Annotated in this window: 25 protein-coding genes; 8 read left to right on the top strand and 17 right to left on the bottom strand. The window is 41.6% G+C overall.

Annotated features, from left to right (window positions below):
- Positions 1-26: 26 nt before the first annotated feature.
- Positions 27-1,679 (bottom strand): dihydrolipoyl dehydrogenase family protein, encoded by a 1,653-nt coding sequence (locus QEP08_RS16340; protein WP_285059649.1) that lies wholly within the window; start codon positions 1,677-1,679, stop codon positions 27-29.
- Positions 1,680-1,707: 28 nt separating this feature from the next.
- On the bottom strand, positions 1,708-2,703 hold the full coding sequence (pdhA, locus tag QEP08_RS16345) for a pyruvate dehydrogenase (acetyl-transferring) E1 component subunit alpha (RefSeq protein ID WP_285059650.1): 996 nt from the start codon (positions 2,701-2,703) through the stop codon (positions 1,708-1,710).
- Between the two features lie 233 nt (positions 2,704-2,936).
- On the opposite strand from pdhA, the gene QEP08_RS16350 reads away from it, so the two are divergent.
- Positions 2,937-3,491 carry a C40 family peptidase gene (locus tag QEP08_RS16350; protein WP_285059651.1) on the top strand — a complete coding sequence of 185 codons (555 nt, stop codon included), beginning with the start codon at positions 2,937-2,939 and terminating at the stop codon, positions 3,489-3,491.
- A 43-nt stretch (positions 3,492-3,534) separates the two neighbouring features.
- Here QEP08_RS16350 and QEP08_RS16355 read toward each other — a convergent pair whose 3' ends face one another.
- The 5 genes from QEP08_RS16355 to QEP08_RS16375 form a co-directional block, all read right to left on the bottom strand.
- Positions 3,535-3,720: a hypothetical protein gene (locus QEP08_RS16355; RefSeq protein WP_285059652.1), complete on the bottom strand. Its 186-nt coding sequence runs from the start codon at positions 3,718-3,720 to the stop codon at positions 3,535-3,537.
- Positions 3,721-3,964: 244 nt separating this feature from the next.
- Positions 3,965-6,145, bottom strand: a complete 2,181-nt coding sequence (locus QEP08_RS16360) for a carboxy terminal-processing peptidase (protein WP_285059653.1) — start codon at positions 6,143-6,145, stop codon at positions 3,965-3,967.
- Between the two features lie 158 nt (positions 6,146-6,303).
- The gene (locus tag QEP08_RS16365; RefSeq protein ID WP_285059655.1) at positions 6,304-6,975 is read right to left on the bottom strand and encodes a hypothetical protein; all 672 of its coding nucleotides are present in this window, start codon (positions 6,973-6,975) and stop codon (positions 6,304-6,306) included.
- 67 nt (positions 6,976-7,042) lie between these two features.
- On the bottom strand, positions 7,043-8,404 hold the full coding sequence (locus tag QEP08_RS16370) for a Gfo/Idh/MocA family protein (protein WP_285059656.1): 1,362 nt from the start codon (positions 8,402-8,404) through the stop codon (positions 7,043-7,045).
- Positions 8,405-8,480: 76 nt separating this feature from the next.
- Complete coding sequence (locus QEP08_RS16375) at positions 8,481-9,050, bottom strand: DUF1543 domain-containing protein (RefSeq protein WP_285059657.1); 570 nt, start codon at positions 9,048-9,050, stop codon at positions 8,481-8,483.
- A gap of 85 nt (positions 9,051-9,135) precedes the next feature.
- On the opposite strand from QEP08_RS16375, the gene QEP08_RS16380 reads away from it, so the two are divergent.
- Positions 9,136-9,813: a hypothetical protein gene (locus QEP08_RS16380; protein WP_285059658.1), complete on the top strand. Its 678-nt coding sequence runs from the start codon at positions 9,136-9,138 to the stop codon at positions 9,811-9,813.
- Between the two features lie 27 nt (positions 9,814-9,840).
- Here QEP08_RS16380 and QEP08_RS16385 read toward each other — a convergent pair whose 3' ends face one another.
- Genes QEP08_RS16385 through fumC form a run of 3 tightly spaced genes read right to left on the bottom strand, consistent with a single transcriptional unit; the run spans position 9,841 to position 12,558 of the window.
- Complete coding sequence (locus QEP08_RS16385) at positions 9,841-10,641, bottom strand: S1/P1 nuclease (RefSeq protein WP_285059659.1); 801 nt, start codon at positions 10,639-10,641, stop codon at positions 9,841-9,843.
- A 15-nt stretch (positions 10,642-10,656) separates the two neighbouring features.
- Positions 10,657-11,121, bottom strand: coding sequence for a fumarate hydratase (locus QEP08_RS16390; RefSeq protein ID WP_285059660.1), 465 nt, complete (start codon positions 11,119-11,121; stop codon positions 10,657-10,659).
- A gap of 39 nt (positions 11,122-11,160) precedes the next feature.
- Complete coding sequence (gene fumC / locus QEP08_RS16395; RefSeq protein WP_285059661.1) at positions 11,161-12,558, bottom strand: class II fumarate hydratase; 1,398 nt, start codon at positions 12,556-12,558, stop codon at positions 11,161-11,163.
- A 256-nt stretch (positions 12,559-12,814) separates the two neighbouring features.
- Between fumC and QEP08_RS16400 the strand changes: the two genes are divergently transcribed.
- A complete protein-coding gene (locus tag QEP08_RS16400; RefSeq protein ID WP_285059662.1) occupies positions 12,815-14,044 on the top strand; it encodes a serine hydrolase domain-containing protein in 1,230 nt (409 codons plus the stop codon).
- Here QEP08_RS16400 and recG read toward each other — a convergent pair.
- From recG to QEP08_RS16420, 5 genes are all read right to left on the bottom strand, one after another.
- A complete protein-coding gene (recG, locus tag QEP08_RS16405) occupies positions 14,041-16,146 on the bottom strand; it encodes an ATP-dependent DNA helicase RecG (RefSeq protein ID WP_285059663.1) in 2,106 nt (701 codons plus the stop codon). The two genes, QEP08_RS16400 and recG, sit on opposite strands and share 4 nt — an antisense overlap.
- A 4-nt stretch (positions 16,147-16,150) precedes the next feature.
- A complete protein-coding gene (locus QEP08_RS16410; protein WP_285059664.1) occupies positions 16,151-17,062 on the bottom strand; it encodes an EamA family transporter in 912 nt (303 codons plus the stop codon).
- Between the two features lie 3 nt (positions 17,063-17,065).
- Positions 17,066-17,446 (bottom strand): RidA family protein, encoded by a 381-nt coding sequence (locus QEP08_RS16415; RefSeq protein WP_285059665.1) that lies wholly within the window; start codon positions 17,444-17,446, stop codon positions 17,066-17,068.
- Complete coding sequence (locus tag QEP08_RS20885; protein WP_349019046.1) at positions 17,443-17,583, bottom strand: DUF6728 family protein; 141 nt, start codon at positions 17,581-17,583, stop codon at positions 17,443-17,445. Before QEP08_RS20885 ends, QEP08_RS16415 begins: the two co-directional genes overlap by 4 nt.
- Positions 17,584-17,655: 72 nt before the next feature.
- Complete coding sequence (locus QEP08_RS16420; RefSeq protein ID WP_285059877.1) at positions 17,656-18,984, bottom strand: OmpA family protein; 1,329 nt, start codon at positions 18,982-18,984, stop codon at positions 17,656-17,658.
- A 272-nt stretch (positions 18,985-19,256) separates the two neighbouring features.
- Between QEP08_RS16420 and QEP08_RS16425 the strand changes: the two genes are divergently transcribed.
- Both QEP08_RS16425 and QEP08_RS16430 read left to right on the top strand, forming a co-directional pair.
- On the top strand, positions 19,257-19,916 hold the full coding sequence (locus QEP08_RS16425) for a glycosyltransferase family 32 protein (protein WP_285059666.1): 660 nt from the start codon (positions 19,257-19,259) through the stop codon (positions 19,914-19,916).
- 25 nt (positions 19,917-19,941) lie between these two features.
- Positions 19,942-20,817 (top strand): glycosyltransferase family protein, encoded by an 876-nt coding sequence (locus QEP08_RS16430; RefSeq protein WP_285059667.1) that lies wholly within the window; start codon positions 19,942-19,944, stop codon positions 20,815-20,817.
- On the opposite strand, the gene meaB is transcribed toward QEP08_RS16430, so the two are convergent.
- Complete coding sequence (gene meaB, locus QEP08_RS16435; RefSeq protein ID WP_285059669.1) at positions 20,818-21,708, bottom strand: methylmalonyl Co-A mutase-associated GTPase MeaB; 891 nt, start codon at positions 21,706-21,708, stop codon at positions 20,818-20,820. It lies immediately after the preceding gene.
- A gap of 98 nt (positions 21,709-21,806) precedes the next feature.
- On the opposite strand from meaB, the gene QEP08_RS16440 reads away from it, so the two are divergent.
- A complete protein-coding gene (locus tag QEP08_RS16440; protein WP_285059670.1) occupies positions 21,807-22,604 on the top strand; it encodes a glycosyltransferase family 2 protein in 798 nt (265 codons plus the stop codon).
- Positions 22,605-22,608: 4 nt separating this feature from the next.
- Here the strand turns inward: QEP08_RS16440 and QEP08_RS16445 are convergent, their stop codons facing one another.
- Positions 22,609-23,328, bottom strand: a complete 720-nt coding sequence (locus QEP08_RS16445) for a glycosyltransferase family 2 protein (protein WP_285059671.1) — start codon at positions 23,326-23,328, stop codon at positions 22,609-22,611.
- Between the two features lie 175 nt (positions 23,329-23,503).
- Between QEP08_RS16445 and QEP08_RS16450 the strand changes: the two genes are divergently transcribed.
- Positions 23,504-25,345 (top strand): ABC transporter ATP-binding protein, encoded by a 1,842-nt coding sequence (locus QEP08_RS16450; RefSeq protein ID WP_285059672.1) that lies wholly within the window; start codon positions 23,504-23,506, stop codon positions 25,343-25,345.
- The gene (locus tag QEP08_RS16455; protein WP_285059673.1) at positions 25,335-26,321 is read left to right on the top strand and encodes a glycosyltransferase; all 987 of its coding nucleotides are present in this window, start codon (positions 25,335-25,337) and stop codon (positions 26,319-26,321) included. Before QEP08_RS16450 ends, QEP08_RS16455 begins: the two co-directional genes overlap by 11 nt.
- The last annotated feature ends 16 nt before the right edge of the window (positions 26,322-26,337 follow it).

A 26,337-nucleotide genomic window follows, 5' to 3' on the forward strand; every position in this document is an offset into this window, starting at 1 on the left:
CCTTTTTTTATTATTCCATTTCTGGGTTAAACCAATAATCTTATCGGTTCTTCCAATAATCCTTTTAATGTTTGCAGGAAAGCAGCACCAGTAGCACCATCCACTACGCGGTGGTCGCAGCCTAAGCTTAGCTTCATGATGTTACCTGGCACAACCGCTCCGTTTTTAACCACAGGAACCTGTTGAATCGCACCAACTGACAGGATCGCGCCATCAGGAGAGTTAATGATTGATGTGAATTCATCAATACCAAACATCCCAAGGTTAGAAACCGTAAAGGTGGAGCCTTCCCAATCTGATGGCTGTAATTTCTTGGCTTTTGCTTTCTGTCCATAAGCCTTAACCTCAGCGGAAATGTGGGACAATGATTTACCGTCAGCAAAACGGACCACAGGAACCAGCAAGCCGTCTTCAACAGCCATCGCTACCCCAATGTTGGTATGTTCATTGAAGCGGATCTTATCTCCACCCCATGAAGAATTGACAGCAGGATGCTGTTTTAATGCAACAGCAACCGCTTTAATTACGATATCATTGAAAGAAATCTTAACCGGAGCAACTGCATTAAGTGCGGTACGTGCTGATATTGCATTGTCCATATCTATACTTATGTTTAAGTAGAAATGCGGAGCAGTAAACAAACTTTCAGCTAAACGCTTGGCAATCACCTTACGCATTTGCGAAACTGGCTTCTCCGTATATTTCTCTTCTCCAATATACTGGGGAATAACCGGAGCAGCTTTTTCTGCAGGGGCACCTGCTTCCGCAGCTTTCGTTACCGGTGCTGCAGCAGGCTTGAAGTTTTCTATATCTTTTTTAATGATGCGGCCGCCATCAGCACTGCCGGAAACCTGCGTAAGGTCAATTCCCTTATCCTTTGCAATTCGTTTCGCCAATGGGGATGCTTTTACGCGCTCACCGTTCCCAGACGAAGCCGGAGCTTCTTCCTTTATTTCGGGTGAAGCTTTTTCAGCGACAGGAGCATCAGATTTTTTATCCGCTGCTGGTTTAGCAGGAGCATCACCCTGGCTTAGGATGCCGCTTACATCAGTCCCTTCCGGGCCGACAATGGCAATGATACCATTTACTTTGGCTGCCTGACCTTTTTCAACGCCTATATGTAATAGCGTTCCCGTCGCATAGCCCATCACCTCCATAGTTGCCTTATCGGTTTCTACATCAGCAAGGATATCATCATCTTTAACTTTATCTCCAACTTTTTTATGCCATTCAGCGATCACACCTTCAGTCATGGTATCACTGAGCAAAGGCATACGGATAACTGTAACACCTTTTTTCTCCAGTTCAGCCTCCGAAAGACCTCCCGCTGATTCAGCAGGAGCATCCTTTTTAGTTTCAGGCTTATTTTCTCCGGCAGGTTTTTCAGCCGCAGGTGCAGCTGCACCTCCTTCTGCATCAAGTGCAGCTTTGTAATCTTCACCTTCCTTGCCAACTACTGCAATAACAGCATCAACAGGAACAGCTTTCCCTTCTTCTACTCCAATGTACAATACGGTGCCATCCCAATAGGATTCCAGATCCATGGTCGCCTTATCAGTTTCCACCTCGGCCATAACATCGCCGCTTTTTACCTTATCTCCAACTTTTTTATGCCACTTAGCCATGACCCCCTCGGTCATAGTATCGCTCATTTTGGGCATTCTAACTATTTCAGCCATTATATTTCTATTGAAAATGCGTTCTAAATTAATCTGTTACGTATGGGTAATCTTGCTGAACATAAACATCAGTATACAGTTCTGAGGCTTCAGGCCACGGAGACTCTTCAGCAAATTTTACAGATTCATCAACGATCTGCTTTACTTTATTTTCAACTTCTTCTATCCATGCTTCATCCGCATATTTCTCTTCCAGGATAACCTCTCTCACCTGCTCAATAGGATCTTTGGCTTTATACTCTTCCAGTTCGTCTTTTGTACGGTATTTAGCAGGATCAGACATAGAGTGACCACGGTATCTGTAGGTTCTCATTTCCAGGAAGGTTGGGCCCTCACCTGCTCTTGCACGCTGAATGGCTTCATCCATTGCATTGTGAACTGCAACTGGATCCATACCATCAACCGGGGCACATGGCATATCAAATCCTAAACCTATTTTATAAATATCAGTCATGTTTGTGGTACGCTCCACAGAAGTTCCCATCGCATAGAAGTTGTTTTCACAAACAAATACCACAGGAAGCTTCCAAAGCATAGCCATATTGAAAGTCTCATTTAGTGCACCCTGACGAACTGCACCATCGCCCATGTAGCAAATGTTAACATTGCTGGTCCCTTTATATTTTTCCGCAAATGCAATACCTGCACCCAATGGAATCTGTCCACCAACAATTGCATGTCCGCCGTAGAAATTATGCTCCTTACTGAACATGTGCATAGAACCACCTTTTCCTTTAGAGACACCGGTCGCTTTACCGTACATTTCTGCCATAATGCTATCGGCACTTACACCCAGGGCCAGTGCATGCGCATGGTCACGGTAGGTAGTGATCATAGAATCTCCCTGCTGCATCGCAGATATAGCGCCTGCTACCACAGCTTCCTGACCAATATATAAATGGCAAAAACCACGGATTTTTTGTTGTCCGTAAAGTTGACCGGTTTTTTCTTCGAACTTGCGCATCAGCAACATCGACTCAAACCACTTCAGATAGGTATCTTTATTTATTTCTACTGCACTCATTTTGGGGTGTTGATTTTTTTTACGAGAGCAAATCTACTTTTTTATTGCAACATATCGAAGCAATTGATTGTAAAAACAACACTAAGGTCAGAAAAATGTGGATAACTTTCAGCAATAACTCCATGACATTTGGATAACATTTGTAAAATGCATAAGTTTGCTACCCAAACAATAAGCCTTAGTGGCGTACGTTTAAGTGTAAGTGCTATTTTACCCAAACTTAACAGTATCACATGATAAAAAAGTTTTTGTTGTCTTCTGCAATTGTATTGTGCGCCGTTTTGGCATTAAACGCGCAAACTAAAACTAAAGAAACGAGTAAACTGGAAGATCCTGATAACTTAGCCTCACAATATTTTTCCCAGGTGATGGGGGTTGCGGTCGATGCGACATCCAATATCAAACTATATAAATTCATCTACGAATGGATAGGCACTCCGTACAGGTTTGGAGGTAACACCGAAAAAGGAATTGATTGTTCAGCCTTTACAAAGGCTATTTACGACAAAGTTTTCAACACTACCATACTCCGCAATTCACGTGATATTTTTAGCATGGTCAATCCTTTGCCAAAGGATGAACTTAAAGAAGGCGACCTTGTTTTTTTTAAGATTAAAAGCAGAAGCATCACGCATATCGGAATCTATCTGGGTGACAACCGCTTTGCCCATGCATCTTCAACCCGGGGCGTGGTGATCAGCAATTTAAATGAACCTTACTACTCGCGCTATTTTTATAAAGGCGGGAGAATCCTGGAAGGCGTTAAAAACGACCTTATGGAGGAATGAGCTTCTATTCTCCGGGAAAGGCCATATTGAACTGAAAAACTAATTAAGCCTCATCTTTAGTGTTTCTCACTAATCCTATACCGGCGAAAAAGAATATAACCCCGATCACTGCTGTAACAATAAGCCCCCGGGTTCCTGTGGATTGGTTCACAAAATTATAGCCGGCATAAATAAGTCCGATTATTCCTAAAACTGTAAGAATAGTTCCAAAGGTTCGTTTTACATTCATAATTTAGATTTTTAAGTAGATCTTCTAACCAATACAATATCTGTGCCTTATCTTATCACATCGTATATTTAGTTTGCAGAGGAATTCCAATTGCTTGCAAATTAGAGCGCCATTAAATTCAAAACAGATGAATTATCGTGCTTAGATGTGGATTGAATCCATTAAATAGTGATAAAATTCTCTATATAAAAGGGGGTGTCCAAAAAGTATGAACACCCCCCCCTTTTATATTTAAGCTGGTTGATTAGTTAAAACGCGGACTCGCCTTTACCAAACCCTTACTATTAGGATTTGCCAGATTTATAAAGTCCACCATGACCTGTAAGCTTTCGTTTTCTACAAAATCAACGCTTTCTTCTTTGGTGATTTTATCGCCCTTTTTAACAGCCGGTAGTCCTCTTGACGCCCTAAGCAGATTGGTTCTTTCCAGATTCTTTGCCTCGAGGCTATCACGCTCTGCTTTCAGTTTAACCTCGTTCAGCGTTACGGCAGTTTCTACCTCACGTTTTTTAAGCTCCGCAATATCCTGTTGCAGCATTTTATAATCCAATGACTTGGCCATTCTTTGTTCGTGAAGTTTCAGTAATTCGTTCCTCGCATTCACAAGATTCGCGACTGGTGTAAAGTTGGATTTTTTAACTTCATCCCATGGAAGGGCCGATTTCTCGGTATCTTCACCTATTTTATCTAAAGGGTAAAGTGAAGGGAACTGGATATCCGGCATCACCCCTTTATGCTGGGTACTACTTCCTGTAACACGGTAAAACTTAGCCATTGTTAAATTGATCTGGCCTAATTGAGGCACCGCATCTTTACCAGGGGCAACAGAACCATTCTTATTCACCAGCGCAGCCAGTCGCTGTATAATATTTGGGCTTACCAGCTGGGTCATATCTATAGAAGACTGCACCGTTCCTTTACCATAAGTCTGAGTTCCCATAATGATCCCGCGGCCATAGTCCTGTATAGCCCCGGCAAAAATCTCAGATGCAGAGGCACTCAATCTATCGACCATCACACCAAAAGGACCACTCCATGCGACTCCTGCATTTTTATCTTCCTGTACATCTATACTGCTTTTGAGGTCCTTTACCTGTACTACGGGGCCTTTATCAATGAATAAGCCCGTAAGATCTATAGCTTCTACCAGAGAGCCCCCACCGTTTGCCCTAAGGTCCATGACAATCGCATCAACTTTGTCCGTGTTCTTTAAAGTATCAATTAATAATCGTACATCCCTTGTGGTACTTTTATAATTAGGATCTCCCGCCCTTGCAGCTTTAAAGTCGGCATAAAAGCCAGGGACAGTGATTACACCTATTTTATAGGCTTTGCCATTAGACTGTATGGTTTTAACTTTTTTCTTGGCAGACTGGTCTTCCATCACTATACGTTCTCTTACCAGTTCTATAATGACTGGCTTGGCTGACATTTCCTGACCTGCGGGAATGATTTTCAATCTCACTTTTGTGCCCTTAGGGCCCTTTATTTTAGCAACGGAACTCTCTATCCTCCAGCCAATGATATCTTCGAACTCTCCGCTTCCCTGAGCTACACCGATTATCCTGTCGCCTGCGCTGAGCAACTTACTTTTGAAGGCAGGTCCTCCCGGTATGATCTCAGCAATTTTTAACACTTCGTTTTCCAGTTGAAGCCTGGCACCAATTCCCTCAAAAGAACGCGCCATATCTTCATTAAACGCTTGTGCATTCACCGGATTAAAATAATTCGTATGGGGATCAATAGTTTCAGTAAACGCGTCCATTACAGTCTGAAATACATCCTGGTTATTGACCTTTGCCGATTGAGATTTCAAATTGGTGTATCTTTTGGTCAGTGTTTCCGCATTCTTTTCTTCTGAAGTACCGGCGATCTTCAAATTTACCAGCTCATATTTTACCCTTTTTTTCCATATGTTGTTAAGGGATGCAGTAGAACTTGCCCATGGCATTTTTTCACGGTCAAAGGTATAGGAGTCTTCCTGATTAAAATTAAATTTAGATTTTGCCTGCACCAATGCAAAGTTTATAAACTCATTATAGCGTTTCAGATACACATTAAATATATAGAAAGGCGCACTCAGGTCCCCATTTCTGAAATCATCGTCCAGCTCAAACCGGAATTTCTCAAACTCCTTGATGTCAGAAGCCAGAAAATAATACTTATAGGGGTCAAGATCCTTGATATATTTGTCCAGAACCAATGATGATATAGAATCATTGATCTTTGATTTTTTATAATTATAGTTCTCGATTAATGTCACTATCTCTTTGCAGACAAGAGCTTGCTTTTCATCCGGCACAATATTGCTTACGCCTTTAACCAGCGGCTGAACCTTAGGAGAAGCTTGACAGGCAAGTACGGCAGCGGTAAAGGTTACCAATAATATTTTCTTCAACATCTCTTTTACTATTTTAAAATCCATTTTTTATAATCCATACTAATATGATACCAATTTCACAAATAAACAGAAAAGAGACAGTAATAATACTGTCTCTTTTCTGTAATCTTACCAAAGATAATTAAATTCCTATAAAAATACATCTGTCAAAAAAACCCTATTTACAACGGTTAGCTGCTGTATCAGGATTTACTCTTTTTTACAGGAATTAAGGCTCTGGCTTCCCTGATCTGGCTTTTAAACTGATTGGTATTAGCAGATTTGGCTAAAATCTCTGCTTTATTAATATCCTTTGAAGCCATTACATATTCTTTTTTTCTAATCTTTACATTGGCGATGCCCAATACAGATTCAATATTGGCAGTACTGCTGCCTATTTGTCTGGCCAGAATTCCCTGCTGGGTATAAAACCAAAGTGACTGCGTAAGTTTATTTGAAGCAAGGTATATTCTGCCGAGCTGGCCATAAGAATCCATTTGCCCTGCCCTGCTCCCTATTTTAGAATAATTTTTCAATGCTACGTTCAAAACCACCTGTTCTGCCTCTGTATAATGTGTAAGCAAATAATGGACATTGCTTAGGCGCATTAAAGCAGATCCGTATCTTGAAAATTGCCTCGCGCTATTGTATTCAAAAGCAGCCTTTCCAAATAAATTTAAAGCTTCGTTATAATCACCGCTGCGCTCATTTTTTTCAGCCTCTGAAAAATAAGTATTGCCGGCATTTTCATCTAAACTGGACACAACAATATTTACAGCACCCGAACCATCCGCGTCTGAAAGGCTATGACTGGTTTGCCCTGCTGCAGTACTCGCTATGATAACAAAAATAATAGCTAACAAACTCTTATTCATAGTGTAAAGATATAACAAAACTGTTAAACAAACACTATTCTATTGCAAACAAGCAATTTATCAAAAATTATATTTTAGGCTCCCAGCCTTTTTCATAATTGCGGGACCAAAGCTTTTGAGCACCGGCATCACCTATAATGTGTCCGTTTTTCGGATCTATTTTTAGATCCCGTCCAATACGCATAGATATATTTCCCAATTGCATAGCAACCACACTTTTATGACCGATTTCCACATCGCAGTTTGGTTTGCGGTTATTTCTTATGGCATCCAGAAAATCCATGACGTGGTAATTGTCCAGCCCAACACTTGGGCTGGCGGTATTACGCCCGTCAATTGCGTCTTCCTTCATTAAGGATTTTACCTCATTGATGAGCTTGCCATTAAGATCATAGATTTTATAGCTGTCTCCACCGGTATCCAGACTGCCTTTCTCACCATAAAAAATAATTCCGCGGTCCTGTTCTTCAACTTTTCTTCCATTTGCACTGCGTCCTTCCCATATCAATGTAACGCCACCGGGATATTCTATATTGGTTATCTGTGTATCCGGAGTCTCCCAATCATCCTTATAGTTGTATCTGCCGCCCATTGAAGAAACACGCACGGGAAAATCTGCTCCCAATCCCCACCTGGCCACATCCACCTCATGTGTCCCGTTATTTAAGGCTTCGCCTGTTCCCCAATGCCAAAACCAATGCCAGTTGTAATGGATCAGTCCGTCTTTATAAGGCATGCGTGGTGCAGGGCCCTGCCAAAGATCATAATCGAGCCAATCAGGAACTTCGGCCGCCTTCAAAAAAGTTGGTTTTCTTGCATTCGTATACCAGGTCTTGGCCATATACACCCTGCCTATTATTCCTTTATGCAATTGCTGTATACCCTGGGTAAGTACAGGAGCTGAACGTCTTTGTGCACCCATTTGTACCACCCTGTTGTATTTACGGGCAGCAGCAACCGCTATTTCACCTTCATGCGGATTATGACTTAAAGGTTTTTCTACATAAACATGTTTCCCTGCCTGACAACCCATGATCGTAAGCGGTGCGTGCCAGTGATCGGGTGTAGCAATATAGATTGCATCGATAGATTTATCTGCCAAAACTTTTCTGCAGTCTTTTTCTGACCGCGGAGTACTTTCCTGTTTGGCGTCCATTACAGTTTTAACAGCTTTTGGTATTGTTCTGGAATCGACGTCACAAACGCAGGAGACTTCTGTGTTCTTCTGACCTGCAAAAACTCCAGCCATTCCATTCCCACGTCCGTTCAGACCGATAACAGCGACGTGGATCCGGTCGTTTGCCCCGATAATCCGTTTATAACTTTTCGCAGTAAAACCTGTTGTACTGCTGCCAAAAAGCTTTTGTCCTACTGTCAAAGCAGCAGTTGTAATGCCCACTTTTTTAATAAAGTCCCGGCGCTTTTCCATACAATGATATTTGGTGTTTAATTTATGAGTTAAGATAAGGCTATTACCATCAATCTATTCAAAACTAACTTATCTGTTACACAAAAGGCTGATCCAGTTTCATATAACCGAGGTGTATCTGATCTTCAATTAAACCGGTCGCGGGACTAATCTGCAGTTTATATTTATTTTTCAAATCAGCCGGCAGCATGTCCGGTATCTCGAAGAAATCATCAATGTCAACACCAAATTTGTCGTCAATATGAGAATAGGCCCCGGTGAATCCTGTATGCTTGTAAAAAGCGGATTCTTTTGCCTGCTGAATGGCCATGGCCTTACTTTGGGCAATTACCAGCATTTTATAATGAAACTCATCAAACTCATTCTCTTTATAGCCGCCCAGATTGAAAAAGAAAAGCTTAAATGGTTGTGCTTCTGTTTGCTCATTTGCCTCAGTAACTTGTATCTGATAGCCGTCAACTGCTGTTACACAACGCCATGCATCCAAATGAATCTTCCCGTTTGCCTCCGGCCAAAAATCAATAATCTCCTGTTTCAAATCATTGATTGAAGTACTTATGCTAAAGAATATATCATGCTGCTCGGTGTGTCTGCCCTTGGGTGTACAGCCTAACATGATCATAAATAATTTAGGAGATGTTGTCATATCACTATTTTATATTTAGCGTTTTGTAAAAATAGAGCAAAACATTTAAAAAAACTGATTTGTTAATATCAAAATAAATTGCATTATGTCATTAATACAGATTCCTCCCGACGGCGGCTCGCTATATGCAGAAACAAATCTCAGCCGGCTTTTCCCTGAACCGCTGAACGCGATCACCTCCTTTCTCTTTCTTGGAATGGCTGTATTCTGGACATTAAAATTAAAGGGAAAGTACAGATCACATCTATTTTTAAGCGTGGCGCTTGGGCTTTTGTACATCGGTGGAATAGGTGGCACGCTGTATCACGGCCTGCGCCAATGGAGTTTCTTTATCCTGATGGACTGGTTACCTATTCTGTTATTATGCATATCCACAGGCGTGTATTTCTTATCCAAATTGATAAAGTGGCAATATGCACTATTGCTGGCGCTGTTCTATTTGATCATACAATTCCTTTTCAGGAATACGATGAAAGTCAATCCGCACCTTTTTATCAATATAAATTATGCAGTTATGGCACTCGTGGTACTACTCCCGGTTGTGGGCTATTTAAATCGTACCGGCTGGCTACATGGAAAGTGGGTTGGACTGGGTCTCATTACCTTTATAATTGCGCTGACTTTCAGAATTGCAGACAAATGGCACCTGTTTGATGTCGGAACACATTTCTTGTGGCATACCTTTGGCGCCGTGGCCTCGTTTTGTATGTTCAACTTCATTTACCTGGTCAATGCCGGAAAAGATGAACGTTGGCCCCGTTAATACCAGGGCAAACAATTAAGACCCTTATTACCTATAAGTGTCGTTTAAAATATTAGCCAGACAAATCCCCCCTTTTAACAACTGCTCATTTAAAAGTCCGACAAAATCAAAGTTGTATTTGTAACTTAATTTATCCTCAGCCTTCGTATTTGCGTAGATTTTGTTGCAGGCCACATATGACCCATAGACAAAATCCTTAAGTGACGTATTCTTCCAGGCGTTCAGCTGGTCCTTTGTCGGATGGTCGATTGCAGCAGCGTACTCTGTATAACTAAGTTCCTGGTACAGGATCAGCGATTCATCCCAGACCCTGTGTAAATTCGACTTCTCTCCAAACCAGGTTACGTATATTTTATTTCCTCCAAGATCGTCTTTTCGGGCCGTATGCATTGGCTGGTTCAGGTCACCTGCCAAATGGATTAATAAGCGCAGGGCCAGCTTTTTTTGATCAGCAGTACTTTTAGCGTCTTTTAGTATGGTTACCATCTCCGGTATCTTGTTATAAACATTAGGTGTCTTTTCTCCATCCAGAAAAGCATTAACTCCCTGTCTGTCCAATCCTTCAGGCAGGTTTACAAAATGCCAGTTATAGAGATAATTGTAAGTGGGATCTGACTTTATAAAATCTCCCCAGTTACTCGCCATAGCTATACTTTCATCACCCAAAATTGCCCTGAGCGCCTTCCTGGCCTTAGCACTTAAATGATTCTCTGCTATTTGTCCAACTATCCGGTGGCCGAGCATCCCCCAGGCACCAGCAGTCACCGGAATGTAAGTGAACACAATGGCAACGATTACAATTCTAAATATGCTGTTGATTTTCTTCATATCATTTAATTTGACCTATAATGGCTGTGGAATACACGTTATCTTTTGTTTCAGCTTCAGGCTGACCTCTCTTTGGTTCCCGGTACTCTCCAGCATCAGTTTCGTTTGCTCACTGTGGTCTATCTTAAAGCTTTTGATGTACTGTCCAATTTGATAACAGCCGGAAATCTTTTGTTTATAGTTAGCTTTGGTATAAGTTCCCGATAAAAAAAGAGTATCTGCCCTGACTACATAAGTTCCTTTTGCGTATTCTCTCCAAACACCCTTATTGTAACAGGAATCTTCATAATAATTAACCCTGGAATAAGTAGTAAGATCGACATAGAATGAATCACAGGTAAATTTGAATTTATGCTGTGTATAATTCAATAACCTGTCTGAATTTGCAATGCTGTCCTGATTCCACACACCCTGTAAAAATTCTGCGCCTTTACCCTGTATATCCGGCAGCCTCGTGCATGCGGTCAGGCTGCACAGCATTAAAAAGTAAAAGCATAGAATACGCATAGCCGGCTTTGCCTATTTCAAACTTCCCACCATATCTTCCGGACGGACCCACTCATCAAACTGATCCGGTGTCAGCAGGCCAAGTTCGACAGCAGCTTCCTTCAAAGTCTTACTTTCCTTATGGGCTTTTTTAGCAATTTTGGCTGCATTCTCATAACCTACATGCGGGTTCAGTGCCGTAACAAGCATCAGCGAATTTTGCAGGTGCTTTTTAATCTCAGGCAAATTTGGTAAAATACCTTCAGCGCATTTATCATTAAATGATACACAAGCGTCTCCGATCAATCTTCCCGACTGCAATACATTAGCTGCAATAACCGGCTTGAAAACGTTCAATTCAAAGTGTCCGTTACTAGCACCTATGCCGACCGTAACATCATTACCCATTACCTGTGCACAAACCATAGTCATCGCTTCAGGCTGGGTAGGATTTACTTTACCCGGCATAATTGATGATCCCGGCTCATTATCCGGAATAATGAGCTCTCCTATTCCGCAACGGGGACCCGAACTCAGAATCCTGATGTCGTTCGCAATTTTCATCAGTGAAACGGCGACACGTTTATACGCGGCGCTTAACTCCACCATGGCATCATGTGCAGCTAAAGCCTCAAATTTATTTGGAGCAGTTACAAAAGGAAGCCCGGTCAGCTCTGCTATCTTTTGCGCAACCAAAATGTCATATCCCTTAGGAGTATTTAACCCTGTTCCAACAGCAGTTCCACCCAAAGCGAGTTCACTCACCATCACCAGTGCATTTTTAATTGCCCGGATACCATTATCGATCTGTTGTACATATCCTGAAAACTCCTGACCCAATGTTAATGGAGTAGCATCCATAAAATGCGTACGGCCGGTCTTTACAATGCCGTTAAATTCAACTGCCTTTTTATGTAAGGTAATACGTAATTTTTCCAGACCGGGAATAGTGACCTCGACTGCCTGTTTATATGCTGCAATGTGCATCGCCGTAGGATAGGTGTCATTTGACGATTGTGATTTGTTAACATCATCATTCGGGTGCAATATCTTTTTGTCATCGCTGAGCTGACCGCCATTTAATACATGGGCACGATTGGCAATTACCTCATTACCATTCATATTACTTTGGGTCCCTGAACCTGTCTGCCAGATCACTAACGGAAACTGGTCGTCGAGACCTCCGTCAATTACTTCATCACAAGCCCTTGCTATCAAATCCGCTTTTTCTTTTGACAAAACTCCAAGCTCGTTATTCGCAAGCGCAGCAGCTTTTTTTAAATAGCCGAAAGCGTGGATGATCTCTTTTGGCATGGAAGCTTCCGGACCAATTTTAAAGTTATTCCTTGAACGTTCAGTCTGAGCACCCCAATATTTATCCGCCGGTACTTGCACCTCGCCCATAGTATCGTGTTCTATTCTAAAACCCATAGTATTCGTTTGTTGTAATTTTTGCAATAATTTATTTATATAACCTACCCGGCTTTATCTGAATATTCCGGGCTGAACTTTATCTTTATTGACAAATTTAGCTTTTTTGGGTTTAAAGCACTGGATTTATATCAGATATTTGGATTCGTTACATAAATCAGTTTTTGCCGTGACAAAACAAGCAATGTTTAAAACTCTTTTGCGTTAAAAGCGTTATAATCCTTAATTTTCGGGCTTCAAACTGTTTGTATAATTCATGACTTATCGCAAAATCTTAGCCGTGGCTGCATTGGCCACTTTTTTATTTATAGCTTGTTCAAATTCCAAAAAAGGAGACACTTTAAAAACTCCGTCCAAGGAACGAACAGCGGATGACGATAAGGCTGATAGCCTGCTTTTAAGATATGATCCGGCCAAAGGCGACAAATGGATTGCTGATTTCGTGTACAATCTGCACAAAAAATCTGGCTTCAACGGAAACATGCTCGTTGCCAGGGACGGAAAGATCCTCTATGAAAAAGCAATTGGCTGGGCAGACTATCTGCACAGGGACAGTCTCAGGATCAACTCTGAATTTGAACTGGCCTCCGTCACCAAAACATTTACAGGTACGGCAATACTACAGCTCATAGAACAAGGCAAGCTCTCCCTGACAGATGATGTTAAAAAGTTTTACCCAAATTTTCCTTATGACGGGATCAATGTTAAGCTACTTCTGACACACCGCAGCGGCATGATGAATTATGTATATTTTATTGATGACATCTGGCGCAAAGAAAGGCGCGATATGAAAAAAGGAGTGTCCAACCAGGATGTCATGCAGGTAATAGCAGACAAAAAACCGAACCCTTATGCCCGGCCTGATACCCGTTTCCATTACAATAATTCCAACTATATGGTGCTGGCCGCCATCATTGAAAAAGTAACCGGCAAATCCTATGCAGATTATATGATGGAGAATATTTTTAAGCCTGCCGGAATGAAGCATACACATGTATATTCCACGACAACCTACCCGAAGATCCCGGTTGATGTCGTAGGCCATGACCGCACCTGGAGGTATTCGGTAGTACAGAATTTCCTGGATGGCCCGGTCGGGGATAAAGGTATTTACAGCACCCTTCACGATCTTGTCTTATTTGACAAGTCACTAAAAAATGGCAGGTTATTAAAAAAACAGAGCCTGGACTCCGCCTACACAGGTCACAATAAAGCGATAAACGGTCATTTTAATTACGGTTATGGCTGGCGCATATTTGATGGGGATAACGGTCGCAAGGTAGTATACCATACCGGATGGTGGCATGGGTTCAGACATATTTACGTGCGTGATGTGCAGAAAAACATAGTAATTATATTTCTGGGGAATCTGACAAATGGCAGCCTGCTGCATTTGGACGAGCTGTATAAATATCTTAAAACACCGATTATTCGCAAAGGTGCTTATTCGGGTTCAGGATCACTGCCCGGAAGCGACGAAGACTAAGAAATTTTATCGAAGGCTATCCCTCTGCTCTTTTTTGAGAGGTAGGTTTTTAGCAGGCTGTTTTTAGGAAGCTCCAGCCTGGGATCTTCCCCCAATATCTCAATTACAGTATTCCGGGCTTCCTGCAAGATCAGCTGATCCTTTGCCAGGTCTGCAAGCTTCAGCTCAAGTACACCACTCTGTTGTGTCCCTGAAATGTCTCCGGGACCACGCAATTGAAGGTCAATTTCGGAAATCTCAAAACCGTTATTGGTCCTTACCATTGTTTCCAATCTTAATTTCCCTTCTTTACTTAGTTTATTTCCTGACATTAATATACAGAACGATTGTTCGGCTCCCCTGCCTACCCGTCCGCGAAGCTGATGCAGTTGAGACAAGCCAAACCGCTCCGCATTTTCTATAACCATTACCGAAGCGTTTGGAACATTTACACCAACTTCTATTACTGTGGTAGCCACCATGATCTGGCTTTTACCGTCAATAAATTGCTGCATTTCAAATTGCTTATCGGTATTGCTCATTTTTCCATGTACAATACTGATCTGATATTGCGGTCTGGGAAACTGATAACTCATTTGTTCTATTCCAGCCTCCAAATGCAGCAAGTCCAGCTTTTCGCTTTCTTTGATCAACGGATAAACAACATAGATCTGCCTGCCTTTTGCGATCTCTTCCTTCATAAAGCCAAACATCCTTAACCGTTGGCCCTCATAAAGATGTTTTGTTTCAATTGGTTTCCTGCCTGCCGGCAATTCATCAATCAGGGACACGTCCAGGTCGCCATATAGGGTCATCGCCAGCGTACGTGGTATAGGGGTGGCAGTCATGACGAGAATGTGCGGCGGGATTATATTTTTTCTCCATAATCTGGCCCGCTGCTCCACGCCGAAACGATGCTGTTCATCAATAACGACCAAGCCAAGATTTTTAAATACGACCCTATCTTCGATCAAAGCATGAGTACCCACCAAAATGTCAATCTCTCCCGATTCCAGCTTTTCATGCAGCTGCGTGCGCTGCTTCTTTGTTGTGCTGCCTGTAAGGATTGCCACATTGACCAGGCGGCCTTTCAGCAGAGCCGTCAATGACTCATAGTGCTGACGTGCAAGAATCTCCGTAGGAGCCATCATACAGGCCTGATAGCCATTGTCATTAGCCAAAAGCATACTCATCAAGGCAACCACTGTCTTGCCACTCCCTACATCACCCTGCACCAATCTGTTCATCTGAATTCCACGTTGCGTGTCCACTCTGATTTCTTTGATCACCCTTTTCTGCGCATCCGTCAATTCAAACGGAAGTATATCTTTATAAAAAGAGTTTAACCTGTCTCCTACCACGCCAAACAAATGCCCTTTGAACCGGAGCTCCCTTTGCTGTTTATTGTGCAGCATTTGCAGTTGGATAAAGAACAGCTCCTCAAATTTCAATCTGCGTTCTGCATGTTTTAATGCGCTGGGATTCTTTGGAAAATGTATGTTCAGCAAGGCCTCACTCCTAACCGGCATCTTATACTTTTCAAGAATATACAATGGAATAGTTTCCCTTATTTCCCTGAGAAATTGTCCGAGGATTGCGGCTTGTAATTTTTGTATCCCTTTACTATCCAGAAAAGATTTTTTCAGTTTATCCGTAGAATGGTAAACCGGCTGAAGCGTTAAATTGCCAGTGACCGTAGCAGGTCTCGGATAATTCTCGAGTTCAGGATGTGAAATACTGTAGGTCCCGTTGAACACAGCCGGTTTACCAAAAACAATATAAACCTTGCCCTTCATCACGTTTTCATCAACCCATTTTAGACTTTGAAACCAAACCAGGTCAATACTGCCGGTATCATCTGTCAGCCGCGCAACTATTCGTCTTTTATGTTTCTCCCCGACCAGCTCCTTGCTGGTAACCCTTCCCAATATCTGGACATAAGGAAGATCCGGGTCCAGTTCATTAATCTTGTAAAACCTGGTCCTGTCAATGTAGCGGAATGGAAAGTGACCCAGCAAATTTTCGCAGGTAAAAATACCGAGTTCCTTTTGGAGAAGTTCAGCCCGTTTAGGACCAACTCCCTTAAGGAATTCTATGGCTGTATCTAAGCTGGATGCAAACAAAGCTCTAAGTATTTTTTCTTTTAAATGTAGCTATATCTTTTATTACGCCCCAGTTAAACATGAGGACTGAAACCAGCAACAATCCATATGCCGCCAGCTTATAGGAATCAATATGCTCATTAAAATAAAAAATGGCAACAGTAAAAGCTATAATCGGATTGATGTAAATGATAATACCAAGCGTTGAAGAAGGAATTCCGATTAAGGCATAAAGACTCAGAAATAGCGGTATGATTGTAAAAACAACAGCAATCACTACAATGTTTCCCCAAAACCACATCGTCGACGGTATTGCGTCATGTCTGCTTAAATAAAAGGGCAGCATCATTAAAACGGCCAGTCCGATCTGGACTGCCAGTACATTCAACTTGTCCAAATGCCTCATCTTCCGCTGAAGAATGAGATAAAGCGCATACAACAGTGCAATCACCACGGACCAGAGCACTTCAACGAAAGATCCTGAACCCAAAAGAACGATACTCAGCAGTGCGATACCCAATGAAATGAGCTTCAACCCAGACAGCTCTTCCTTTAGAAGTATAAACCCCCCAAAAGCAGTAAGCAGAGGGCATACCATATAGGCAAAAGCGGCCGACTGTAAACTCACGTTGTTGACTGCGTAAATAAAAGTATACCAGTTCAATGTCAGGAAAACAGTAGATGCCAGAATTTGGAGAAGGATAGTTTGCTGTTCTTTTTTTGAGATGCCTTTAAAAAAGATCAGGTCTTTCTTAAGCTCTTTCTTTCTGAAAAGCAGAATCGATATCCAGATGAATGCCACGGAGGCAAATATGCGGTAGTACAGGATCTCTTCAGGGGGAAATGCTTTGAGATTTCGCAGCGGGATTGAAAAGAAGCCCCAGATGGACACCGACAATATTCCTGCAAAAAAATACCTGAGGTTAGATCCCGACAAAACTTATACTTTATAAGCTGTCATAGAAATTTCTACATTTACCCCTTTAGGCAGTCCTTTGACGGCAACGGTTTCCCGTGCAGGAAAATTGCTTTCAAAGTATGAGCCATACACCTCATTGACCTCCGCAAAAAGACTCATGTCCGACAAGAAAATAGTTGTCTTAACTACGTCCTCAAAACTATACGAAGCTTCCAGCAAAACAGCTTTTATATTTCTCATGACCTGGTGCGTCTCTTCATGGACGGAAGAGGAGATTATCTCACCATTAGACGGGTTAATGGCTACCTGTCCCGACATAAACAAAAAGCCATTGGCGATCACTGCCTGGCTATAAGGCCCAATTGGCGCAGGTGCATTTGTTGTATTTACAATTTCATTCATTTTAACAGGATCAGGTCAATTAGTTTCCATATTATTCCTGCCAGAAAGACGGTTATTGCCAGTACATTAATAAAATGCATTATTCTAATATTGGTATTAGTCGGCCTGTCTGGGTCGTTTTTTCTAAACAGATACATAATACCACAAACTTAGATAAAAAAAAGAGGGCTTCAAATCTGAAGCCCTCTTTTTTATTGATTTAAAAACTCTTAGTTTCTAGCAGTCTCAACACGACGGTTTTGGATACGACCTTCTTCAGTATCGTTTGAAGCAACTGGGTTAGCTTCACCATTACCTTTAGTTGTAACCTGACTAGCGTTAACACCAGTGTTAACTAAATAAGTTTTAACTGAATTAGCTCTGTCTTTAGACAATTTCAGGTTGTATGCAGCAGTACCTTCGCTAGAAGCGTAACCATTTACAGTTACTTTACCACCGTTTTCACGCAATACTGAAGACAATTTGTCTAGAGTTGGATAAGCTTCAGTTTTCAAAACTGATGAGTTAAATTCAAATTGAATAGTTTCAAAACCAGTTACATTACCAGCCGTAGCAGTAGGAGCAACAGGTGCTGGAAGCGGACATCCTGAACCATCAACAGCAGTACCTGCAGGAGTTCCAGGGCATTTGTCAAACTGGTCAGAAACACCGTCACCATCAGAATCTTTTTTCAAATCTTCGATTGATTTCTCAACGTTAGCAACACGGTTTTTCAAAGCCTCAACTTCCTGACGTAATGAAGGATCTTTCAATTCATCATACATCAAAGCAAGTGGGTTAGCCCAATCCATGTTTGGTTTAGAACTAGAACCTAAAGAGAATTCTAAACCAGCATAGCCGTAAGAGAATTTATCTTTAGAAGTTCCTTTAGCGTAAAGACCATCAAAGTTATCAGCATCAATGAAGTGCATGGTATAACCCAGGTTAAATGATACACGATCAGAAACTTTAAATTTAACACCAGCACCTACAGGAATGTATTGCTCTTTGATATAATCTTTGTCGCCGTCATCACCCCAAGTTCCTTTTTTGTCAACTCCGTTCAATTTAGGATTGTAAACAACCGCACCATAACCAGCAGTTACGAAAAAGTTCATTGCGTTCTCACGGTGTAAGAAATCAACAGAACCGATGTTCACAACACCTCTTAGATCAACAGCATAACCAATTTCAGTTTCGAAATTCTTGATTCCGTTTACTGTTCCTGAAGCGTTAGCATCTTCGTTATCTCCAGAAACTTTTCCACGGAATAAGTTACCTTCTAATCCAAATGCATGGCTTAATTGTTTTCTCAAAGAGATACCGTAACCCAATTCTGGTTTCCAGTTTGTGAAGTCATTAGATCCGCCTACGATGACAAATGGAGATAAAACACCACCATTTACACCTAGAGACCATGTCCTGTACTGCCCGCTACCACCAAATACCTTGGCAGAAGAAGAAGTCATAGTAGAATCCTGTGCGCTAGCGATGGAAGTAGCTCCCATCAAAGCAACAAAAGAAACTGCCAGACCCTTTTTTAAAGTAGAATAATTCATAATTTTCTTTTTTAAGGTTAAACAAATTTTAAATTGTATAATTTTTTTGTGTAGCAAAATTAAACAAATTTTTAATTTCTCAAAACACTTCTGCAAACTCCGTTCCAAAGTTATAAATCATCAATAATTAAACAATTTTACACAAAATCAGCTGCAAACTGCGGGGCTAACATCGGGTCTTTTTTTCAGAAGTCCTTTTTTTAAGACATTCTTGTCAATTATTGCTATACAGCTTAAAAAACAATACTTTTACCAATTCTACACATCAGGATATGCCTATACCAAAGATCATACATCAGACTTTCAAGTCTTCAAAATTACCCTTTTTAACCAGATGGCAGATCTCCAGATTGCGAAAAAAAAATTTAAATTATCAGTATGAATTTTACGATGACCAGCGTATTGAACGTTTTATTTCACGTGAATTTGACCAGAAAACCTTAAATCTCTATCAAAAACTGAACATTGGGGCAGCCAAGGCTGACTTTTTCAGATATGCGGTACTGCTGAAAAGGGGGGGGGTCTATATTGATATTGACAGCACGGTAAACGGAAAACTCGATGACTTTATCCTTCCCGGAGATTCTGCAATCATCTCTTCCGAAAAAAATCCAGGCCTGCTTGTCCAATGGGCCCTTATATTTGAACCCGGCCATCCTTTTTTAAAAAAGACTCTTCAGCTTGTGCTGGAAAACATCAGTAACAACACCTATCCCCATGATGTACATAAAATGACCGGGCCAAGCGTTTATACGAAAGCTGTTAATCAGTGTATCGCCGCGGATCCGGACATTGCATACCGCAGATTAGGTGTTGATTATAACGGGCACTTAAGATTTAAATATCCCTTAAGCAAACTGCTTTACCAAAAAGGTGAACATTGGAAAAAAATGCAATTGACCAGGCCTGTCCTCAAAGAGAATAATCCATAAGCTTTAACTAACCGATCTAAAAAACATGAAAGTTGCAGGCTTCACATTTATCAGAAACGCAGTAATCAACGACTATTCCATCGTCGAGGCCATCAACTCCATCCTGCCTGTCTGCGACGAATTTGTAGTGGCCGTTGGGAATTCTGAGGATGGCACCAGGGCACTCATAGAAAATATAAATTCTCCCAAGATCCGGATCATCGACTCGGTGTGGGACGAAACCCTGAGGTTGGGAGGCGCGGCCTTCGCCAAGGAGACGGACAAGGCATTTTCAAATATTTCCGAAGATGCAGACTGGGCATTTTATATCCAGGGCGATGAATGCGTTCATGAAAATGATTTGCCGCTGATCCGCAAAGAAATGGAAAAAGCACTTTATGAACCTGAGATTGAGGGCCTTTTGTTCAAATACAATCATTTTTACGGATCGTACGACTATATCGCAGAATCCAGGAGATGGTACAGAAGAGAGATCAGGATCGTTAAAAGACATCTGAATGTCCGTTCTTACAAGGATGCCCAGGGATTCAGAATTGATGACCGCAAGATAAAAGTCAAACTCATCGATGCGCACATCAATCACTACGGCTGGGTAAAACCCCCATATGGATTACTTAAAAAAAGGCAAAACTTCAATTTGTTTTACGATGAAAATGCAACTACCGAAACTATACCGGAAACAGCATCTTTTGATTATGGAAATGCCGACCGCCTTATTCATTTCGAAGGCACGCATCCTTCTGTAATGCTGGAGCGCATCCAGGCGGTCAACTGGAAATTTGACTTTGATCCTACCGTGGCTGCCAGGAAATTAAATTTCAGAAGACGTCTTTTAGAAAAGATATACCAGCTCACAGGGATAAGGATCGGTGAATATAAAAATTACAGGATAGTGAGATAACTATTTTTTTTCAAAACCCTGTACAAATTTATACAGATTGAAATCAGCTGATTCCATTTGCTGAGAAATCAGCAGCTGCAATTCTTCCTTACGGATATCTTTCATCCTGAAATTCTGGATTAACCTGAAAGCCTTTTCCGCATAGAGATGCGATTTCATATTGTTCTTTGCAGGCGCAAAATTTTCTATCCATTTCAACAGATCTTCTATTCCTTCATTTTTGTCTGCGACCGTTTTAAATACAGGAACTGCTGATGCGCGCTGATGAAGCATTTTTTTAAGGTTAGCGGCAAATGCCGATGCGCCCTCCCGGTCAGCCTTATTTACTGCAAAGGCGTCTCCGATTTCCATTAAACCCGATTTAATGTGTTGTATTTCATCCCCGGCTTCAGGCACAAGCACAACTATTGTCAGGTCTGCAAGCCCGGCAATCTCAATTTCAGATTGCCCGACCCCTACGGTTTCCACAATGATGTGATCAAAACCTCCGGCCTTCAATACATCTGTCATTTCAATGATCTTAGCCGACAGGCCACCTACCGACCCTCTGGTGGCAACAGAACGGATAAATACATTGGAATTATTAAAGTGAGCAGACATCCTGATCCGGTCCCCAAGCAACGAACCCAAATTAAATGGCGAGGTAGGATCAACAGCCAATATCGCAATCCGCTTGCCTTTCTCAGCAAGTTTTGCGATCAGGGCATTAACAAGTGTACTTTTGCCTGCTCCCGGCGGGCCGGTGACACCGATTATGGAAGTAATTGAGTTTGCCGGTAAACTGATCAGGATTTCCTTGCTCCCCTCCAGTTCATTTTCTACCAAAGTCAATGCCCTGGCCAGTGACAGAAAATCCCCTTTCCTGACTTCAGTTGTGAGTTGTCCGGCCATTTTCATTCTGCTTTTTTACCTGCAAAGAAGCAGAATATATATTCCCTAACAAAAATTAAATGATGTAAATTTGCCGATTATCGACAATAGCCGCAATAATGCATAAAAAAAATCTGACTGTTGCTTTATTAATTTCGACATACAACTGGCCTCAGGCTCTGGAACTGGTATTGCTTGGCATTTCCGAACAAACAAAAATGCCTGACGAGATCATTATTGCAGATGATGGCTCAAAAGACGCCACAAAACAACTTATTGAAAAATTCAGGTCCGACCACAACCTTCCCGTCAAACACATCTGGCATGAAGACAAGGGTTTTAGAAAAAGCCTGATCCTAAATAAAGCGGTCAAAGAGATCACCTCGGATTACATTATAGAGATCGATGGTGATATTATTATTCATCCTAAATTTGTTGAAGACCATATAAAAGCAGCACAGCCAGGATATTTTGTACAGGGAAGCCGGGCAATGATCACAGAAGAAAAAAGCAAGGAGATCCTGAATACAAAAGAAATCAGTTTTTCTGTCTTTTCTTCCGGTCTGTACAGCCGGTTCAATGCTTTGAGGGCACCAATTCTGACTCCTGTTTTTATTTTAGACCCATCCAATCCTTTTCATGTAAAGGGCTGCAATCTTGCTTTCTGGAAAAAAGATTATATCTCGGTAAATGGTTATTTTAACGGATTTGAAGGATGGGGAGGTGAAGATTATGAATTTGCTGCCCGCTTGCTGCACCTGGGTATTAAAAGAAAACGGTTAAAGATGGCTGCTTTGGCCTTTCACATTTACCATAAAATAAACTCAAGAGCCAATACCATTCCTAATGACATAATTTACCGGAAAACACTTGCAGAAAAGCGCACTTATGCAACAGATGGCTATCAGGAAACTTAGACGGTCAGTCCCTGTTTCTCAACCTGTCCTTAAGTCTTCTAAACAAATAGCGTATAAATAATTTCAGTCCCATTCCCTGTCGGATCAGCCTGGATTTATCCCGGGCGAAGGCTATGTCCTCATGCACAGATGAAAACCCACCCATGTTGTAACTCACAATCTCAATTGGGTGAAACTCTCTTTTGTAGCCTGCGTCTCCCCATAGCTTGATATTAAGCGCATAATCTGCAAGGATCTTATATTTCAGCCTGTATCTGTAGTTTTCAAATGTTTTCGCAGGATAAAAGATCGACTGATGATTCATACAATATTTTGCCAGCCTGTAAGGGCTGAATTCTCCCTGCAATAAACCATAAGGATCCGGAGGTATGTCCCTGTAAAAAGGTTTGCTGTTACCGTAGTAAATCGTATCCTCATCAACCAACCTGGATCCCAACTCAGAAAACCCAGGCAATAGTCTATCATCTGATCCTAAAAAATAGAGCCATTTCCCGGTTGCCATGGCCACACCCTTATTGAAAGCATCATAAATTCCCTGATCGGGCTCGCTGATCCATTTGATCTTAAAGGCCGAAAAACCAGACAACACAGACAGAGTCTCGTCCTGACTCCCACCGTCTATTACGATTATTTCGAGTGTTAAGGAAGTGTGCGGCTCAATTGACTTCAAACATGCTGCGATATCTTTTTCAGCATTGCTTGTTGCTATAATGATGCTGATCAAACAGCGTCGGTTCGGTTCGTTTAGCATTTATATATTGCCAGTACTGTCTGTCAGGCTCCCTACTCAAATCTACTTTTTAATTTTGATACCGTATCATTTTGTTACGACAATTCTATTTTAAAGCAAAATAGGTCAATAAATTAACTATGCGTAACTTAGCGGTTTAATTTTTTTGATGAAAACATACTTCAGATTACTTTCTTTTGCGAAACCAATAGAGAAATATGCTATTCCATATGTGATAGCCACCATCCTCGCTACCTTTTTCAATACCTTTAACTTTACATTGCTTTCTCCATTGCTCAATACCATTTTCCTGCAAAAGGACCAGCCCGTAAAAGATCCTTCTCAAACAAATGAAGGCACATCTTCCTGGGATCTGATGGCGACCTATGATAAATATGTGCATACCACTATCGCTAAATATGGTGACTGGTACACGCTTCAAGTCATTTGCGGAATTATTCTTTGCTCAGTATTGTTATCCAACCTCTTCAAGTACATTGCACAACGCTATATGGAGGACCTCCGTGTACACACCCTGTTGAATTTTCGCAAAAGTGTATTCAATAATGTAATGAACCTTCATCTGGGTTATTTCAGTAATGAGCGTAAGGGAGACATCATTTCCAAAGTTGCATCTGATGTACAGGTAGTTCAATTCACAGTTACTAATACCCTACAGGTAGTTTTTAAAGAACCCCTTCAGCTTATATTTTATATTGTTGTCCTGCTTGGAATATCAGTAAAACTGACCTTATTTTCACTTTTGGTCATCCCGATCTCCGGATACATCATTAGTAAAATAGTGAAACGTCTCAAGCACCAGGCCAGGGAAGCACATGAGAGCTTTGCCAAAATGATTGGCTTTCTGGATGAAGCACTGGGAGGAATAAGGATCATCAAGGCTTTCAATTCCACAGAGCGAATAAAAGACAAATTCCACAGTGAAAACGTCTTTTATTCTAACATAAACAGGAAAATGGCACGCAGGCAGCAACTGGCATCACCTGTTTCTCAGACATTGGGCGTATTGGTGATGGTATTCATCGTGCTTTACGCGGGCAAAATGATTCTTACCGGGGGAGATAAATCAGCCCTGAGTCCAGCAGCCTTTGTAGTTTATATCGCAGCGTTTTCACAAGTTATGCAACCCATAAAAGCGCTTACTGATTCCTTTAGCGGAATCCATTCCGGCATTGCTGCCGGTGTACGTGTTCTTGAGCTGATCGATACAAAACCGGATCTGGCCGACAGCAAAGATGCTGTCGAAATCCTGGAATTTAACGATTCTCTCCGCTTTGAAAATGTTTACTTTAATTACGGTGAAAAAGAAGTATTAAAGAATGTGAACCTGACAATAAGGAAAGGGCAGACGGTTGCACTGGTGGGTCCTTCAGGTGGAGGAAAAAGCACAATGATGGATCTGATCCCCAGGTTTTATGACCCCAAATCAGGAAACCTCTTTATTGATGACATCAATTTTAAAGACCTTAAAACGGATAGCATAAGGGCACAGATGGGGATTGTTAACCAGGAATCAATTCTTTTTAACGATACCATATTCAACAACATATCGTTTGCTAAAGCAGGCGCTACCAGGGAAGAAGTCATTGAGGCCGCTAAAATAGCGAACGCCCACGATTTTATCCTCAGTACGGAAGATGGATACGAAACCAATATAGGCGATCGGGGAAACCGGCTGTCGGGCGGACAAAAACAGCGGATCTGCATTGCCAGGGCCGTGCTAGCCAATCCGCCGATCATGCTGCTGGATGAAGCAACGTCTGCACTGGATACTGAATCTGAAAAGCTGGTACAGGAAGCGCTTTACAGCCTGATGAAAAACCGGACTTCGATCATCATCGCCCACAGACTGAGTACCATTCAGCATGCCGATCAAATCGTGGTGATTGATCAGGGTGAGATCAAAGAAACCGGAAGTCATTCACAGCTGATCAAACACAACGGGCTATATAAACGTCTTATCGATATGCAAACCTTCAATGAGGAATAACGAATTAGAAAGAGGTGTAACAATAATACTATGTACTTATAATGGTGCACAAAGGCTTCCTGAAACCATTGCACACCTTGCAGCTCAGGTGGTGAGCCATAACATTAAATGGGAGGTTATCTTCATTGACAATGCGTCTTCAGACAATAGCACAGCTGTAGCACTCGCAGAATGGGAAAAACATAAGGTGGAGGGCGTTGACTTTAAAACAGTTGCTGAAAGCACGCCGGGAAAGTTGTTTGCTTTTCAAAAAGGGATAAATCTAGCTAAATATGAATATTTTGTCATTTGCGACGATGACAACTGGCTAAACCCGGATTATCTAAATATTGCTTTCGGTATCCTTGAAAAAGACCCCGACATTGGTGCGGTCGGCGGGCAAACTATCGCAGTTACAGAAGACAACGCTCCTTTACCTGACTGGTTTGAAACTTTTAAAGAAGGTTATGCAGTAGGCAGGCAGGCTGCGAAAACCGGCGATATCAGTTCCAGAGGCCATCTTTGGGGAGCAGGACTGACTTCCAGAACCTCACTATATCTTGAGGCCTATCAGGAACTTCCCTCCATATTATTGACCAGTAAAGATCAAAAAATTCTATCAACAGAGGATACTGAGTACTGCTTGCGCCTGGTATTGAAGGGTTATCAATTATATTATGATTCGCGGCTCAGGTTAAAACATTTTATTCCGAAAGCAAGACTTACCTTAGCTTACAAGGATGGTCTTTATAAAAATTTCGCCAATGCACATAGTTTGCTGGAGCGATATTACCTTTCCATAAAATTCGGCAGAAACAATAAACTTAATATTGCGGACAAAATAAGACTAACTGTGGTCACACCATTTAGATTTGCGTTTGCTTCTTCGAAAGAAAAAAGAACAAAGCAAAGGGTCATACTCAGCTACCTGCTTCCGTCTATGTTTAAAGCAGATCCCATAACCGCCAAAATCAAAACTTTTATAATGAATGATTAGTTGTTGAGCCCTGTCT

The sequence above is a fragment of the Pedobacter ginsengisoli genome (assembly GCF_030244015.1).
Classification (GTDB): Bacteria; Bacteroidota; Bacteroidia; order Sphingobacteriales; family Sphingobacteriaceae; genus Pedobacter; species Pedobacter ginsengisoli.

Coding starts and splice junctions, on each gene's coding strand:
- QEP08_RS20885 (WP_349019046.1), bottom strand. CDS start 17,583: ATGTATCTGTTTAGAAAAAACGACCCAGACAGGCCGACTAATACCAAT.
- QEP08_RS16455 (WP_285059673.1), top strand. CDS start 25,335: ATGAGGAATAACGAATTAGAAAGAGGTGTAACAATAATACTATGTACT.
- QEP08_RS16390 (WP_285059660.1), bottom strand. CDS start 11,121: ATGCTGTGCAGCCTGACCGCATGCACGAGGCTGCCGGATATACAGGGT.
- QEP08_RS16365 (WP_285059655.1), bottom strand. CDS start 6,975: ATGAATAAGAGTTTGTTAGCTATTATTTTTGTTATCATAGCGAGTACT.
- QEP08_RS16360 (WP_285059653.1), bottom strand. CDS start 6,145: ATGGATTTTAAAATAGTAAAAGAGATGTTGAAGAAAATATTATTGGTA.
- QEP08_RS16440 (WP_285059670.1), top strand. CDS start 21,807: ATGCATAAAAAAAATCTGACTGTTGCTTTATTAATTTCGACATACAAC.
- QEP08_RS16425 (WP_285059666.1), top strand. CDS start 19,257: ATGCCTATACCAAAGATCATACATCAGACTTTCAAGTCTTCAAAATTA.
- meaB (WP_285059669.1), bottom strand. CDS start 21,708: ATGGCCGGACAACTCACAACTGAAGTCAGGAAAGGGGATTTTCTGTCA.
- QEP08_RS16375 (WP_285059657.1), bottom strand. CDS start 9,050: ATGACAACATCTCCTAAATTATTTATGATCATGTTAGGCTGTACACCC.
- QEP08_RS16400 (WP_285059662.1), top strand. CDS start 12,815: ATGACTTATCGCAAAATCTTAGCCGTGGCTGCATTGGCCACTTTTTTA.
- QEP08_RS16415 (WP_285059665.1), bottom strand. CDS start 17,446: ATGAATGAAATTGTAAATACAACAAATGCACCTGCGCCAATTGGGCCT.
- QEP08_RS16430 (WP_285059667.1), top strand. CDS start 19,942: ATGAAAGTTGCAGGCTTCACATTTATCAGAAACGCAGTAATCAACGAC.
- QEP08_RS16380 (WP_285059658.1), top strand. CDS start 9,136: ATGTCATTAATACAGATTCCTCCCGACGGCGGCTCGCTATATGCAGAA.
- QEP08_RS16370 (WP_285059656.1), bottom strand. CDS start 8,404: ATGGAAAAGCGCCGGGACTTTATTAAAAAAGTGGGCATTACAACTGCT.
- pdhA (WP_285059650.1), bottom strand. CDS start 2,703: ATGAGTGCAGTAGAAATAAATAAAGATACCTATCTGAAGTGGTTTGAG.
- QEP08_RS16450 (WP_285059672.1), top strand. CDS start 23,504: ATGAAAACATACTTCAGATTACTTTCTTTTGCGAAACCAATAGAGAAA.
- QEP08_RS16350 (WP_285059651.1), top strand. CDS start 2,937: ATGATAAAAAAGTTTTTGTTGTCTTCTGCAATTGTATTGTGCGCCGTT.
- QEP08_RS16420 (WP_285059877.1), bottom strand. CDS start 18,984: ATGAATTATTCTACTTTAAAAAAGGGTCTGGCAGTTTCTTTTGTTGCT.
- QEP08_RS16385 (WP_285059659.1), bottom strand. CDS start 10,641: ATGAAGAAAATCAACAGCATATTTAGAATTGTAATCGTTGCCATTGTG.
- QEP08_RS16340 (WP_285059649.1), bottom strand. CDS start 1,679: ATGGCTGAAATAGTTAGAATGCCCAAAATGAGCGATACTATGACCGAG.
- fumC (WP_285059661.1), bottom strand. CDS start 12,558: ATGGGTTTTAGAATAGAACACGATACTATGGGCGAGGTGCAAGTACCG.
- QEP08_RS16355 (WP_285059652.1), bottom strand. CDS start 3,720: ATGAATGTAAAACGAACCTTTGGAACTATTCTTACAGTTTTAGGAATA.